17 protein-coding genes are annotated in these 13,751 nt (G+C 63.6%); 8 read left to right on the top strand and 9 right to left on the bottom strand.

What is annotated here, in order from left to right; genetic code table 11:
• Nucleotide 1: 1 nt before the first annotated feature.
• From AArc1_RS06170 to AArc1_RS06195, 6 genes are all read left to right on the top strand, one after another.
• Nucleotides 2-199 carry a hypothetical protein gene (locus tag AArc1_RS06170; protein ID WP_117363546.1) on the top strand — a complete coding sequence of 66 codons (198 nt, stop codon included), beginning with the start codon at nucleotides 2-4 and terminating at the stop codon, nucleotides 197-199.
• Between the two features lie 221 nt (nucleotides 200-420).
• Nucleotides 421-1,101 (top strand): MBL fold metallo-hydrolase, encoded by a 681-nt coding sequence (locus AArc1_RS06175; protein ID WP_117363547.1) that lies wholly within the window; start codon nucleotides 421-423, stop codon nucleotides 1,099-1,101.
• Between the two features lie 88 nt (nucleotides 1,102-1,189).
• Nucleotides 1,190-1,627, top strand: a complete 438-nt coding sequence (locus AArc1_RS06180; RefSeq protein WP_117363548.1) for a hypothetical protein — start codon at nucleotides 1,190-1,192, stop codon at nucleotides 1,625-1,627.
• A gap of 191 nt (nucleotides 1,628-1,818) precedes the next feature.
• Complete coding sequence (locus AArc1_RS06185; RefSeq protein WP_117363549.1) at nucleotides 1,819-2,832, top strand: Bug family tripartite tricarboxylate transporter substrate binding protein; 1,014 nt, start codon at nucleotides 1,819-1,821, stop codon at nucleotides 2,830-2,832.
• 38 nt (nucleotides 2,833-2,870) lie between these two features.
• Complete coding sequence (locus AArc1_RS06190; protein ID WP_117363550.1) at nucleotides 2,871-3,551, top strand: tripartite tricarboxylate transporter TctB family protein; 681 nt, start codon at nucleotides 2,871-2,873, stop codon at nucleotides 3,549-3,551.
• Complete coding sequence (locus AArc1_RS06195) at nucleotides 3,548-5,050, top strand: tripartite tricarboxylate transporter permease (RefSeq protein ID WP_117363551.1); 1,503 nt, start codon at nucleotides 3,548-3,550, stop codon at nucleotides 5,048-5,050. Before AArc1_RS06190 ends, AArc1_RS06195 begins: the two co-directional genes overlap by 4 nt.
• 33 nt (nucleotides 5,051-5,083) lie before the next feature.
• On the opposite strand, the gene AArc1_RS06200 is transcribed toward AArc1_RS06195, so the two are convergent.
• The 3 genes from AArc1_RS06200 to AArc1_RS06210 all read right to left on the bottom strand — a co-directional run bounded on the left by AArc1_RS06200 (nucleotide 5,084) and on the right by AArc1_RS06210 (nucleotide 7,078).
• Nucleotides 5,084-6,400 (bottom strand): MFS transporter, encoded by a 1,317-nt coding sequence (locus tag AArc1_RS06200; RefSeq protein WP_117365797.1) that lies wholly within the window; start codon nucleotides 6,398-6,400, stop codon nucleotides 5,084-5,086.
• 222 nt (nucleotides 6,401-6,622) lie between these two features.
• The gene (locus AArc1_RS06205) at nucleotides 6,623-6,889 is read right to left on the bottom strand and encodes an elongation factor 1-beta (RefSeq protein ID WP_117363552.1); all 267 of its coding nucleotides are present in this window, start codon (nucleotides 6,887-6,889) and stop codon (nucleotides 6,623-6,625) included.
• Nucleotides 6,890-6,898: 9 nt separating this feature from the next.
• Entirely contained in the window at nucleotides 6,899-7,078 is a 180-nt protein-coding gene (locus AArc1_RS06210) for an HVO_2753 family zinc finger protein (RefSeq protein WP_117363553.1), read from the bottom strand.
• 420 nt (nucleotides 7,079-7,498) lie between these two features.
• Between AArc1_RS06210 and nreA the strand changes: the two genes are divergently transcribed.
• Together nreA and AArc1_RS06220 are read left to right on the top strand one after the other, a co-directional pair.
• Entirely contained in the window at nucleotides 7,499-8,800 is a 1,302-nt protein-coding gene (gene nreA, locus AArc1_RS06215; protein ID WP_117363554.1) for a DNA repair protein NreA, read from the top strand.
• Nucleotides 8,801-8,847: 47 nt separating this feature from the next.
• On the top strand, nucleotides 8,848-9,051 hold the full coding sequence (locus AArc1_RS06220; RefSeq protein WP_117363555.1) for a hypothetical protein: 204 nt from the start codon (nucleotides 8,848-8,850) through the stop codon (nucleotides 9,049-9,051).
• A 14-nt stretch (nucleotides 9,052-9,065) separates the two neighbouring features.
• Here AArc1_RS06220 and AArc1_RS06225 read toward each other — a convergent pair whose 3' ends face one another.
• The 6 genes from AArc1_RS06225 to AArc1_RS06250 all read right to left on the bottom strand — a co-directional run bounded on the left by AArc1_RS06225 (nucleotide 9,066) and on the right by AArc1_RS06250 (nucleotide 13,609).
• Nucleotides 9,066-9,734, bottom strand: coding sequence for a cytochrome c biogenesis CcdA family protein (locus AArc1_RS06225; protein ID WP_117363556.1), 669 nt, complete (start codon nucleotides 9,732-9,734; stop codon nucleotides 9,066-9,068).
• A 2-nt stretch (nucleotides 9,735-9,736) separates the two neighbouring features.
• Nucleotides 9,737-10,303, bottom strand: coding sequence for a TlpA disulfide reductase family protein (locus tag AArc1_RS06230; protein ID WP_117363557.1), 567 nt, complete (start codon nucleotides 10,301-10,303; stop codon nucleotides 9,737-9,739).
• A 2-nt stretch (nucleotides 10,304-10,305) separates the two neighbouring features.
• Nucleotides 10,306-11,136, bottom strand: coding sequence for an SCO family protein (locus AArc1_RS06235; RefSeq protein ID WP_117363558.1), 831 nt, complete (start codon nucleotides 11,134-11,136; stop codon nucleotides 10,306-10,308).
• Nucleotides 11,137-11,255: 119 nt separating this feature from the next.
• The gene (locus AArc1_RS06240; RefSeq protein WP_117363559.1) at nucleotides 11,256-12,605 is read right to left on the bottom strand and encodes an FAD-dependent oxidoreductase; all 1,350 of its coding nucleotides are present in this window, start codon (nucleotides 12,603-12,605) and stop codon (nucleotides 11,256-11,258) included.
• A 178-nt stretch (nucleotides 12,606-12,783) separates the two neighbouring features.
• A complete protein-coding gene (locus AArc1_RS06245) occupies nucleotides 12,784-13,362 on the bottom strand; it encodes a DsrE/DsrF/DrsH-like family protein (RefSeq protein ID WP_117363560.1) in 579 nt (192 codons plus the stop codon).
• Nucleotide 13,363: 1 nt separating this feature from the next.
• Nucleotides 13,364-13,609: a sulfurtransferase TusA family protein gene (locus tag AArc1_RS06250; RefSeq protein ID WP_117363561.1), complete on the bottom strand. Its 246-nt coding sequence runs from the start codon at nucleotides 13,607-13,609 to the stop codon at nucleotides 13,364-13,366.
• Nucleotides 13,610-13,751: the final 142 nt, after the last annotated feature.

Genomic DNA, 13,751 nt, shown 5'->3' on the forward strand with positions numbered 1-13,751 from the left:
AGTGTACAGGACGGGCCTGGCGCTCGAGATCGGACACGTCGACGGCCCGACCGTCGACGTCGATCGAGTGATCGATGCCGTGCTGGATCGAGCCGGTTTCAGCGGTCTTCCCCGTGGATCGACTCGAGCCGAGATAGTCGCTCGTGGAGGCGATACTGGACGCGAGGACCCCGAGCAGTACTCCGAGGATCGCCAGTGAAAGGACGTCACCGTGACCGACTGCGTACACCAGGACGGACGGGAGTGCCAGCCCACTCAGCACCAGTCCCAGGATCACCCACGGCGAGTTCGTCGTTCGCATCGTGTACCCGACACCTCGGTTGCCGTGCAGTTCAACTATTCGGATGGGAAACGTTCGCAGGCCCCCCAGCGAACACCGAGACCGCCAGCTACACGATACCGTCCGTCGAACCGGGGTGTATGAGCGACCGAGACGACGCCGGCGTCCACACGTTACCGTTCGACGTCGAGTACGGCGGCCTCGAGTTCACGATCACCCCGACGGCCGTCGAGACCGACCGTGGGGTCGTCCTGATCGACGTCGGTCCCGATGGTGCCGTCGACGCCCTTCGGACGCACCTCACGGCCATCGGCTACGACCTCGCGGACGTCTGGTTGGTCGTCCTCACTCACCACGACGGTGACCACGCGGGCGGACTCGACGAACTCTTAGACCACACCGATGCGGTCGTCGCGGCCCATCGCGAGGAAGCGCCGTATGTCACGGGCGACCGCGAGCCGATCAAGGGCGACGGCGACCGATACCCACCGGTTGCCGTCGACCTCGAACTCACCGACGGCGTTCGCGTGCCGACCCTCGCAGGACCGATGGACGTCGTGGAGACGCCGGGCCACGCGCCCGGCCACATCTCTCTGCACTTCCCTGCGGGCGGGTTGTTGATCGCTGGTGACGCACTCGTCGCCGACGGTGCGGCCTCACTCTCCGGGCCGAACCCCGAGTTCACTCCCGATATGAACCGCGCACTCGAGTCGGTCGCCGGACTCGCGGATCTCGAGATCGAACACGTCGTCTGTCACCACGGCGGATACGTACAGGCCGACAGCGACCGTCTTCGCGAGATCGTCGACTCGAGTTGCTAACTGCGGCCTGCGGTGGATCGACCCCGCCTCGCGTCGTCGACTCGTCGAAACGGAATTCTCATCGGGCTCGAGTGCCAACGACGTTCCAATGCGTCTCGAACTTCGCGTCTGCCAGCACTGTCTCGAGGGCGACCACGGCGCTGCCGAGCAGAAGACGGACCTGCTCGAAGACATGGTTGCCTGTGCCGAGGTTATCCAGGAACACAAGGAGGTCCTCGACCTTGGAGAGGTCCACATCCGTCGCGTTCGCGACGACGAACAGGGAAAGCCGGCGGCGTTGCCAGTCGTCGCAGCGACGATCCAGAACGACCAGGTGGTGCTCAACGATACCCAGCTCGTCGCGGAGGGCCAGGACGGAAACATGCTCCTCTATGCCAATCCCGATGACATCCTGACGGTGCTTGCGGGGAACGTCGACGAGATTAGCAAGGTGGTCCCCGGCGACGTCACCGTCGATCTCTCGGCGATCGGGGCCAAGATCGTCTCCGAGGCGGACCTCGGCGCGAACGTGAACAAACAACAGTGAGGTGAGTCTGACCCAGGCCGTGACCTCGAGTGGCAGGTTGCCATGGTTTTTCGTGGGTGGCGATACCAATGGGCTCGATTTTGGACAATAGTCAGTCTAAAATCAGCATTATTGTTTATTTCTGTAATTGATAGCTGTAACTCTTGCAGAAGTGCCCAGTCTTATCAGGACGCCAGCGACAAGAGACAGTCGTGAATCGACGAACGTTTGTGACTGGACTCGGTGCAACGTCTGCGATCTCTCTAACCGGTATGGCTGGCTGTCTCGACGACGGGCAGGCGTCGGGGTCGTTCCCATCGGACTCGCTGACGTGGATGATCCCCTGGTCGGAAGGTGGTGGGACCGACACGTACGCACGACAGCTGGCCCCGTTGGCCGAGGAGGCGCTCGACGAATCGATCGAAGTACGTAACGAGCCGGGTGCTGGTGGACTCTCTGGGATGGAGTGGCTCCTCAACCAGCCCGACGACGGCTACGTCTTCGGTACGGGGAACACGCCCAGCTGGCAGTTCGGGTGGCGCATCCAAGGGATCGACGACTGGGAGCCCACCGACTTCGACCCCATCGCTTACTCCGGGGTCTTCGGGTACACGATCATCGTCAACGACGAGTACGGGATCGACGACTTCGGTGGGCTGCAAGACGCCTACGCGGACGGCGAGATCGATTCGTTCGCGTTCCAGGGCGTCGGCCACGACAGTCACGCGGTCTCCTATCTCCTCCGGGACGAGTACGACCTCGAGTGGGACACCGCTGTCCCGTACGACGGCGGTGGTGCGGTCAACGAGGCGGTTATCTCGGGTGAAGTGCCGGCCGGGATTGCGACGAACACCTCGGCGGCCGACGCCGTCGACTCCGGTGACGTTAGCGCCGTCGTGAACCTCATGGACACCGACCTCGAGGCGTTCCCCGAGATCGACCAGATCACCAACTACGGCGACAGCCTCTCGTACATCGCCGAGTTCCAGCTGACCCACGTCGCACCGCCGGGCACGCCCGAGGAGGTCCGACGCGATCTCGCTGAGGCGATCGAGTACGCAGCAACCCACGAGGAAACCGAAGCGTGGGAGGCAGACACCGGTAACATCGTCGAGTACGGTGGTCTCGACGAGACAGCGTCGATCCTCGAAAGCGCACTCGACGACCTCGAGGCGAACGTCGACTTCGAGACGTTCGAACAGCGAATCGAAGAGGATCGGGAGTAACCCCCGAACTCTCTCCCAATGGGCACTGCACACTAGCGATGGAGTCGACACTATCACGTACACTTCGAACCGCTCTCGACGCGCTCGCCGACGCCGGTACCGTCGTGTTGGGCGAACGGCCAACGATGGAGCACCTGCTACTGTCGGTCTTTTTGCTCTCTGGACTCTACATGATCTGGGGTGCGCGAGAGTTTTCGGCCGATGCAGCGACCTTCCCGCGAGTGACTGCAGGGGCGATGGTCGTGTTTTCGGCGCTGTTACTCGCGCGAAACTATCTGCCGGGTCCGCTTCGCTCGGTGGCGACCACGCCCGTTCAGCTACTCTCGAGCGATGATACGCGCGCAGATATTGCCGGGACCGCGGACGCTGAACTCGACCAGTCAGCCAGTCGCGACTCTGCCGGCAGCTACACCTACGACGTCGACGATCCGTGCGGCCCCGCCGTCGTCGCCGGTCTCTGCGTCCTGTACACCGGGTTGACGTTTACGATCGGGATGCTCTATGCCACGCCGATCTTCGTCGGGGCGTATGCGCTCTGGGCGAGGCTATCGCTCCCACGGGCGACCGTTCTCGTCGCCGGGAGCTTCGGCATCGCCTATGCGTTCTTCCTCGCTGTCACGCCCGAGATCGCGGTCGGCTGGTACACCGGCTGGCGGTTCCCGGTTCCGGTGGCCCCCGACCTCCCGGTTTCGACGCTCCTCGGGGGTGACCCCGCGTGAGCCTCGAGGCGTTCGGCGTCGCACTCGAGACGCTGTTTACGGCCGAGACGATGGCGTGGGTCATCGCGGGAATCTTACTCGGGATCGTCGTCGGTGCCCTTCCCGGACTCGGGCCGCCGCTCGGAATGGCGATCATTCTGCCGCTGACGCTCCCGCTCGAGCCGACGAACGCGATCGTCCTGTTGATTAGCGTCTACAGCGGGTCGATGTACGGCGGCTCGATCGCGGCGATCCTTATCAACACGCCGGGCGTCTCGTCGTCGGCTGCCACGATGTTTGATGGCTATCCGATGTCCGAACAAGGACGGGCAGCGACAGCATTGTCGATCTCCGCGACGGCGTCGTCGATCGCTGGCATCATCACCGTCGTCACGCTGTTGGCGTTCTCGCCGTTTCTGGTCGCCGTCGTTCTGGCTGTCGGTACGCCAGAGCGATTCCTCGTTGCGGTGCTCGGTCTCGCGATGATCACTGTGGTCACCCGCGGCTCGATGCTCAAGGGGCTGCTCGCTGGCGTAGCCGGGCTGGCAGTCACGACGGTCGGGTCTGCGCCGATGAGTCTCGACAATCGGTATACGGATTCGATACTCCTCTACGACGGGATCAACTTCGTGGCCGTGCTCATTGGCCTGTTCGCGATCGCGGAGATGATGAAACTCGCCGGCCAGGACGGCGGCATCGCCGACGCCGACGTTCGCATCGGTGGTGGCGTTTCGACTGGTATTCGTGAGACGCTCAACCGACCCGTCACGGTGGTCAAATCCGGCTTTCTCGGGATGCTCATCGGATCGATCCCTGGCGCGGGAGCGACGGTCTCGAATTTTATTGCCTACTCCGAAGCCGTCCGCAGTTCCGACGATCCCGGATCGTTCGGGACCGGCAACGAAACGGGCGTTATCGCCTCCGAAGCGTCGAACAACGGGACCGTTGCCGGATCGCTCGTGCCAGCGATCTCTTTCGGAATCCCCGGTAGCTCCTCGACAGCGGTCCTCATCGGTGGATTACTCATGCACGACCTCCGCCCCGGTCAAAGCATGTTCGACCCCGGTGGTGAACTCGCACTCACGTACGCGATGTTGCTCGCGTTACTGATCGGGAACCTCGTCATCCTGCTGGTCGGTATCTCACTGATACCGAGACTCGACGTCCTGACGAAGATCGATACTGACTACATTATTCCAGTCGTTATCGTTCTCTCGTTCCTCGGGACGTACGCGCTTGACACCAACCCGGTCGACGTCCTGACGCTGTTGCTGTTCGGGGTGGTCGGATTCTACATGATCCGATACAACTACTCGGTGATCGCGTTCGTCCTCGGCGTCGTCCTCGGCGATATCGCCGAAGACAACCTGTTCCGATCGCTCGAGCTCTCGGATGGCTCGTACATGATCTTCGTCGATCCGTTCGAGTACGGCTGGCTCTCCCCGTTGTTGTTCGGGCTGATCTGTGTCGTCCTGCTCGGACCGTTTCTCAAAAGCGGGCTCGAGCGATTCCGGGGCTGAACGGGTTCTGTCCCCGCTTCGTTTCACCGTGAATCAGGGACCTAGCCGACTCGAGGCGTCGGCCGACGTCGAACTGTCGCGACCGTCTCGAGCGAGCAACCAGAGCGAACTGAAAAACGCGAGCAGGAGACAGGCAGCGAGGATGGCGAACGCCAGCCGGTAGCCGAACTCGGTGTAGGCGACGGTTCCTTCGACGGTCTCGCCGGTCTGGTAGGCGTCGAGTGCGACCCCCATTACTGTCGGAAGGATCGTCGCCCCGGCGAAGCCGGCCGTGTTCACGGTTGCGGTCGCGACTCCACTCGCACCGGCGGGATACCGTTCTTTGACGGCCGACAACGACAGCATCGCCGAGCCAAAGAGCACTCCAGCACCGAGATAGGAGATGGCAATGAGTGCCAGCGGTGGCGTTCCAAAGATGGGGACGACGCTAAAAGCAACCGCGAGCAACCCCATGCCCGCCGTCATCGGGAGCAAGCGCCGTCCCAGCCGATCCGAGACCCAGCCAATGGCTGGCGGGCCGACCAGGAGGCCGACCGAGCCGAGCAGGGTGAAATACGAGGCCGTCGTGACGTCGAGTTCGTAGACGACGACGAGATAGGGGACGCCCCACAGACCGAGCAGCGTCAGGATCGACCCGTTGCCCGCGAAGAAGACCACCGAGAGGAGCCACTGGTCTCTGTCCCGCGCGAGCGTCCGCAGGTAACTTCCGGTTTCCGTAAACGATACCGAGGGCTGTTCAGGAACTCCATCGATCGGCTCGAGGCCGGCGTCGGCCGGCGACTGTCGTGCGAGGACGAACACCGCGCCACCGGCGACGAATCCGACGACGGCGAGCCCGACGATGGTGGGACGCCAGCCGAAGGAGTCGACAGTGACGGCGAGTGGTGTCGTCGCGAGGATCGCACCGAGGCCGGCGACGCTCCCGGTCAGTCCCGCCATCGTCGCGAACTCGTCGGTCCGGTACCAGTTCGCACAGAACCGCAGGATCGAGACGAAGATGACGCCGCTACCGAGACCGATGAGTCCTCGAGAGACGAACGCAAGGAGGTAGCTCTCGCTGAGCGCGAAGCCGACCGCGCCGACGCTGAGGACGACGGCACCGATCGAGCCGACGTACCGGGGTCCGACACGGTCGGCGAGGACGCCGGTCGGAATCTGGATGGCGGCGTAGATGAGGAAAAACGACGCATGAAGGGTTCCTAACTGCGCCGCCGTCGTCTCGAAGTCGGTCGTCAACCGGTCGGAGAGGACGGCCGTCGAAAGTCGGTGGAGGTTGACCAACAAGAAGACGGTCGCGAGGGCAGCCCACGCGAGCCACCGTCGTTTCGTCGGATCCGACAGGACGTTCACGCTCGCCACGTTTTCCGGGTGTTGTCCTAAGCGTTTTGGCACCAGTTGACACTGAGAGATCGTTCCCGATGACGCCGGGTCCGTCCGCCCACGTCGTTCACAACAGGAGCGTTCGTCGACGGTCGCAACCGCGCTGCGCTCTCCTTCGACGAACAACGACCGTTGCAGCCGCTATCGACGGGGTGTCATGAAAAGTCGAACGTCCTTCGAAACCGGTCGAAGTTAGATTCGGCCGACGTTCTCGACGCCGACGCTTTCGACGCCCTCGACGTCCGTGAAGCTTTCCTCGACGGTTTCCGTTCCGCCGGAGCCGTCGGGAACGATCACGGTCGGGTAGAGCGCGACGAGGCCGAACGCGACTTCCTCACGCTCGACGCCGTTGATCTTCGCACCCTCGGGGAGGGCGCTCTCGAGACGCTCCTGGAGCGCGTCGAGGTCGATTTCGGGGCTGGACGGCATGACCTTGATTTTGGCAGCTACTTTTCCCATGGTCTGAGCTTATGGTCCAGTGAATCCGCAGTCGGTGCACTCATAGAGGTTGCTCTGCTTCCGGCACTTGGCACAGCGGTAGATCTGAACGCCACAGTCGGGACACTTGAACGCGGCCGCGTTCGTCCCTGCGATGTTGAGACCGCAGGACACGCACGAGCGCGACTGTCGGTCATCCGTCGTACTCATACCCCTTCTTTTCCGCCGGTCGTTTTTAACGGTTGCCTTTCGCCCCCTCGTCGACAGACCGTAAACGGCCGCGGACCAGACGGCGTCGAGTACGTTGCCGGTGGTTCCTGCGAGCCATGACGCCGATCACGACCGAGATTCGGTGTCTCTCTTACCACGAGCCGGCAGTGTTTTCTGGGTCAGAAAACGCTGTTGTAGAGCTTTTACTATCCAGATAGTCAGTCAACCTGCGGCCTGCCAGCCGGTGACAGTGCCCGATCGCCGGGTGGGCCGTGCCTCTGACACTTCATTTCCGACCGCTCGAGCGTCCAGCGACCGGCCTCAGACTCGAGCGCCGACCCACACCGGTCGGTCGGACTCGAATCCGAGACCGACGGTCGAACTCAACATTCAAACCGGATCGACGCGAACGTCCGGTGAATGCGCCTCGACGACTACATCGAGGAGCTCGAGCCCGACGAGGAGGCCGAGCGACGACGCCTCGCAAAGGAGAAATCCTACGCGATCACGGACCACATAGCGGATTTCGAGCGGCGGTTCGACGACGCGTTGAGCGGCGATACGCTCGTGGGCTCGACGTCGCCGTCCATCTTCGTCGGGCGGTCGAGCTACCCGGATATCCCCGTTGGACTCCTCTCGCCCGTGGGCGACGAAGCCGCCGCGTCGGAGTACGTCACCGACGGCTCGTGGTACCAGCAGGGCTACGGCATCGGCGACGTCCTCCAGCGCCGGACCGGACTGTTGAACTCGAGCAAACGGGCCGACGTCGACTCACCCTCGATCGCGAGCCGGTTGACGCCGAACGTCCACGACGCCTGGGACGGCTTCGTCGGGGTCCAACGCGAGGTCGCCATCGCCGGTCGCCCCGTCGACCTCGAGATCGGGCTCGACGGGACGCCCGACCTCGGGCTCGACCCGGGAACCGACGTCGCGACGCCCCGCGGCCCACGAGCCAACGCGCGAAACGCCGAGCTTCGGGAGAACCCCTACGTTCCCAAACCGGTCAAGAAGACGCTCGAGGACGACGACTGGCAGGCCCAGGGCGCGATGACGTACCTCTATCGCCGGGGCTTCGACGTCTACGAGATCAACTCGATCCTCTCGGCGGGCGCGCTCGGCGAGGCGACACAGCGTCGGCTCGTCCCGACCCGGTGGTCGATCACCGCCGTCGACGACACCGTCGGGAAGTTCCTCCGTGGGCGTATCAGAAACGAACCGAGCGTCGACGAGGTACAGGTGTGGGCCAACGAGTACATGGGCAACCGGTACTGGGTGATTCTCGCCCCCGGGAGCTGGGAGTTCGAACTCGTCGAGATGAAAGCCCCCGGCAGCATCTGGAACCCGAACCCCGAAGGCGACATCTGGCTCCAGAGCGCGAGCGAGGGCTACGAGGGCCGCTCGAGTTACGTCGAGGAAACCGCCGGCGCGTACTACGCGGCCAGACTGGCCGTCTTAGAGCATCTCGAGTCGATCGGCCGACAGGCGAAGTGTCTCGTCCTTCGGGAGGTCAGCGACGACTACTGGGCACCCGTCGGCGTCTGGCAGGTCCGTGAAAGCATCCGTAACGCCTTCGATGGAACCTACGGCGAGGCGGAGACGTTCCACGGGGCGGTCGAGGAGATTGCGACCCAGCTACCGATTTCTATCGAGCGCCTGCGACGAAAGTCCGAACTCGCCGCTGGCGTCCAGTCGAATCTGGACGCGTTCGCGCGTCGAACTTGATCGACTATCGGAAACCCTTTCGGCCGTAGCATCCGTTCGAACGAGTAATGAGCATCGCTGCGATTCCGGCCGACGTGGTCACGATCCTGGCCGCACTGTTCTTGTTGCTCGGGGTGCCAGCGATCCTGTTCGCCGTAGTCTTGCTCTATACGGGCTACGTTCGCTACGACGCCGAACAGTACCTCGAGGCGCTCGAGGAACTCGAGGACGAAGACGAACAGCACGCGCCCGAAGAGTCCGAGAACCGATAGTTGGGCGCCACCCCTCAGAGCGATGCGGAGGCGGCGTAAGCCACGTAGAGCTGGCCGATACCGGCCAAAATCATGACGACGCCGGCGAGCTGCTGGAGGCGGCCGCTGTAGGCTGCATACCGACTCGCACCCGCGAGCAGTCCCATTCCGGTCGCGACCGTCAGCGAGAGCATCAACAGCGCGATGCCGCCGACGTAGGTGCCGAGTACGAGCGCCGCCTCGCCCGGCGGGAACGACAGCGCCTGGACGCCAACCGTCACGAAGATGGGGGCAACACAGCCCGCCGAGGCGACGGCGTAGCCCGCACCGAAGATACCGAAGCCGAGCACGCTCGAGCGTCGCTGGGGGAGCGCGACCGACAGTGAGGGTGCTTTTCCGGCCAGGATGAGGACCCCAAACGCGACGAGGACGAGGCCGACCACTGGCTCGAGGACGAGCAGGTTCTCGAACGCCTGATGGCCGATCCAGAACGTCACGCCGAGTAGCGCAGAGAGAGTGACGACGACGCCCGCAGCCGCGACCGTACCGCGGACGACGGTCCCGCCGAGGCTCGGATCGTCGGTCTGACTCGTATAGAAGCCGACATAGCCCGGCAACAGGGCATACGCACACGGTGAAAAGAACGTCGCGACCCCGGCGGTGGCGGCGAACCCCATCGCAGCGAGGACCTCTGGACCGAGCATGATCAGGCGTCGGTGTGTTCGGCGGCGTCCTCGAGTGCGCCCTCGATGCCGGAGACGAGTTCGTCTGTCGTGGCGGTTCCCGTATGCTCCCACCAGACGCGTCCGGCAGTGTCGACGACGGCGGTCTTCGGATAGGGGATGCCGTCGTAGGCGACGCTCAGTTCCGAGCCGCTGTCGTGGGCGACCGTCCAGTCGCCACCATGGTCTTCGAACCACTCGACCACCGCGGATTCGGGGACGTTGTCGCCGACGGGTTCGGCCGTGACCGACACGAAGTTGATCGGTTCCGCCTCGAGCGTCGTCGCCGCCTCCGCGAGGTTGGGCATCTTCTCGGCACAGCTCTCACAGGTCGTCGCGAAGAACGTCAGCACGGTCGCCTCCTCGTCGTCGGGGACGGTACGCGTCCCGGCCTCGCTGCCTCGAGCCTCGATCGCCTCGATCTCGATGGGGTCGTTTCCCTCAGGGAGGTCGTCGTCGAACAGCGAGGGGCCATCCGTGAGGGCGACCGCACCACCGCCGAGGAGCAAGCCGCCGCCGAGCAGTCCAGCCACGAGTTCTCGTCGTCGCATCGTTATTCTCCAACGACCGTGCGCAGGTCCTCGATTATCTGGTCCGTTGGCTGGTCGGTCGCTCCCGGATAAGACCGCTCGACGATGCCGTCTTCGTTGACCAGGAAGATGACGTAGAAGTGCGTCCCGTCTGTCGGCTCCGACCCGTCACCGTGGTCCTCGTGGTCGTGTTCGTCATCGTCGTGGTCGTCGTCTCCGTGCTCGTGTTCCTCACCGTCGTGATCGTGGTCGGCTCCGTCCTCGGAATCGTGATCGTCGCCGTCCTCGTGGTTGTGGTCGCCATCTTCGTCACCGTGGTCTTCGTGATCCTCGAGATGGACTGGGACGCCGAAGTCCCCTGCGACGAGGTCGTAGGCGACGTCGTTGTCTTCGGGTCGAAGCACGTGCCAGTTGTCCGTACTCGGGTCGAAACCGACGTTTTCGGCTTCCTGCTCGAGCACCTCCGGCGTGTCGTAGTCGGGATCGAACGTGATCGCGACGAACGCAGCGTCGTCCTCGTAGCCTTCGGCTTGGGCGTCCTGGGCGGCGGCGTTGAGCATCTGCAGGAGTGCCGGACAGAGTCCATCCGGACAGGAGGTGAAAACGAACGTCATAAGCATCGCCTGCTCACCACGAAACTGCTCGTCGGTGACCGGTTCCTCGGTGAACGCATCAGGAACGCTAAAGGACGGCAGTTCGTCACCATAGGTCGGGTGGGACGACTCGCTCAGGTCCTGTTCCGGCGGACCGAGGACGGTTCCGTCAGCCCCACTCTGGAGAACTCCGTCGAGACAGCCAGCGACGCCCACGAGTCCTGCTGCGCTGGCTGCCTGTAGATACGTCCGCCTGTTCATATGCGTCCGTTCGGCTGGACGAGGAAAAGACGATTGGTTCGTTCGCCGAACCGAGTCACGCTCGGCGCTCGACGGGTCGGAACACCGACGATTTGGCGCTCGTCCATCCATCGGCTCGGTCACCCCTCGATGGTCCCCGACAGCACCTTCGCGGCCGTCAGAACCGGGTCCCAGACGGGGCTGAACGGTGGAGCGTACGCGAGGTCCAGTGACTCGAGTTCCCCAACGGTCAGCCCGGTGTCGACTGCCGTGGCCACCGTATCGATTCGCTTGGCACCGTCGCGGCCGACGAGACTCGCTCCAAGGACGCGTTTGGAGTCGCGGTCGGCGACCAGCGTGACGGTGAGGTCGGTGGCACCCGGATAGTAGTGTGGACGCGTCGGCACCTGAACAGTCACGGAGACAGGGTCGAACCCGGCCTCGAGCGCCCGGTCCTCGTCGATCACGCCGGTCCGGGCCGCACCCAGCTCGAACGCTTTGACGATCGCCGTCCCGGCGGTGCCGCCGGTCGGCGTCGGGTCACCCGTCACCGTCGATCCGATCGCTCGACCGGCGCGATTGGCCGTAAGCGCGAGCGGGACGTGGTCGGGCTCGCCGGTAACGACGTTCGTCGCTTCGGCGCAGTCGCCCGCCGCGTAGACGTCCTCGTCGTTCGTCCGGCCGTATTCGTCGGTCGCGATGGCTCCCGTCGGACCGAGTTCGATTCCCGCTTTCTCGGCGAGGTCGACGTTCGGTGTGACGCCAACGCCGACGACGACGAGGTCAGCCGCCACTGTCTCCGCCTCGAGTTCGACCGTCTCGACGCGGCCGTCACCCGCAAAGCCCTGGACGGCCGTCTCGAGGTGGAGATCGACCCCCTGGTCTCGAAGGTGGTCCTCGACGATCTCGGCGGTCTGTTCGCCGAACGGCTGGAGGGTGCGGGGAAGCATCTCGAAGATCGAGACGTCGACGCCGCGTTCGGTGAGCGCTTCGGCCATCTCGATCCCGACGTAGCCACCGCCGACGATCGCCGCGCGCTCGGGTTCGCGGTCGGTCACGAAGGACTCGATCGCGTCGGCTTCGTCCATGCTCCGGAGCGTGTAGACGCCCTCGAGCTCGAGGCCGTCGAACGGCGGTTCGACTGCGCGGGCGCCGGTGCCGATCAATACGCTTCCGTACGGTTGCTCGAACTGCTCGCCGTCAGCCTCGACGGTGACGGTCTTTTCCTCGCGATCGATCGCAATGACCTCGTGGCCCGTTCGCAGGTCGACGTCGCGGTCCTCGCGAAACTCCTCGGGAGTCACTGCGACGAGATCCTCGAGGTCTTCGACGGTTCCTTTCACGTAATATGGCATCCCGCAGGCCGCATACGAGACCCACTCACCGCGCTCGAAGACGATCACGTCTAGCTCCGGGTCGGCTCGTTTGGCCTTGCTCGCGGCACTCATTCCTGCTGCGTCGCCGCCGACGATGACGAATGGGTCGTCCATGACACTCGATACGTCGAGCCCAGAGTAAAGTATTTCGCAGAAAACCCAATATTAAGAATACTGGTTCGGATGCCGAACTCGGGGCAGCTCCAGCACTGAATCCTGGTCTGTCACACTCTCGAGACGTACAAACTCATCGTCACAAGAACAGGTCGTTCGTTGGCCACTCCGTCCCGGCTCAGATGAGCAACTGAACGTCCGACTCGGCCATGTGCTGCAGTGCCGTCGCAGCGCCGACGCCGGTCGTCACGCCGTCGTAGAAGTCGGCTTCGTCGTAGTCCATCAGTTCGATGGTCATCTGACACGCCTGGAGGTCGACGCCCTGTGCGAGCGAGAGATCGATGAGTTCCTCGATGGTGGCCGTGTCGTTTTCGTCGATCTTCTTGCGCATCATCTTCGTGGCCATCGCGTCCATCCCCGGGAGCGCGGCGACCGCGTTCGGCATCGGCATGTTGGGGTTGCCGACGGCGCTCAGTTTGAGGTTCTTGGAGTTGTTCTCGTGAAGGATGTCCAGTCCCCAGAACGTGTGGAAGACGACGACCTCCCAGTCGAAGGCGGCCGCCGTACTCGCAAGGATCAGCGGCGGGTACGCCATGTCGAGCGTGCCCTTGGTGGCGATGATCGTCATCTTCTTCCCGCCGGTATCGTCGTCCGCGTCGGCGATCGACTCCTCGAGTTCGGCGACACGCTCTCGGAGCGCCTGGAGCTCTGTGGCGTCTCCCTCCTCGTCGATCGACGGGTGGCTGTCCGTGCTCATGTCAGTCCGTCTTCTTCACGTAGTGCGTGTAGATGTCGTCTCCGTCGACCTGCTCGAGTAGCTCGACGCCGTCGGTCCCTTTGGCCCACCCCTGAATGTCACTCATGCTGCCCGAGTCGGTCGCGACGACTTCGAGTACGTCGCCGGCCTCGAGGTCGTCGATCGCTTGTTTCGTTTTGACGACGGGCATTGGGCAGGACTGTCCTTTCACGTCGAGCGTCTCGGTGGTATCGTATTCTGAGCTCATGATTGATCTTTGTCTCTGTATTGGAGCTACTACACAATATTAACTGCGGCTATAAAAACATAGCGGTTATTGTCCCGTTATTGAACAGCCGTGATTCGGTGGGACTGCGCACATAAGCGTTCGCCGGATGCTCAGATGGTTT

It is taken from the genome of Natrarchaeobaculum sulfurireducens (genome assembly GCF_003430825.1).
GTDB lineage: Archaea > Halobacteriota > Halobacteria > Halobacteriales > Natrialbaceae > Natrarchaeobaculum > Natrarchaeobaculum sulfurireducens.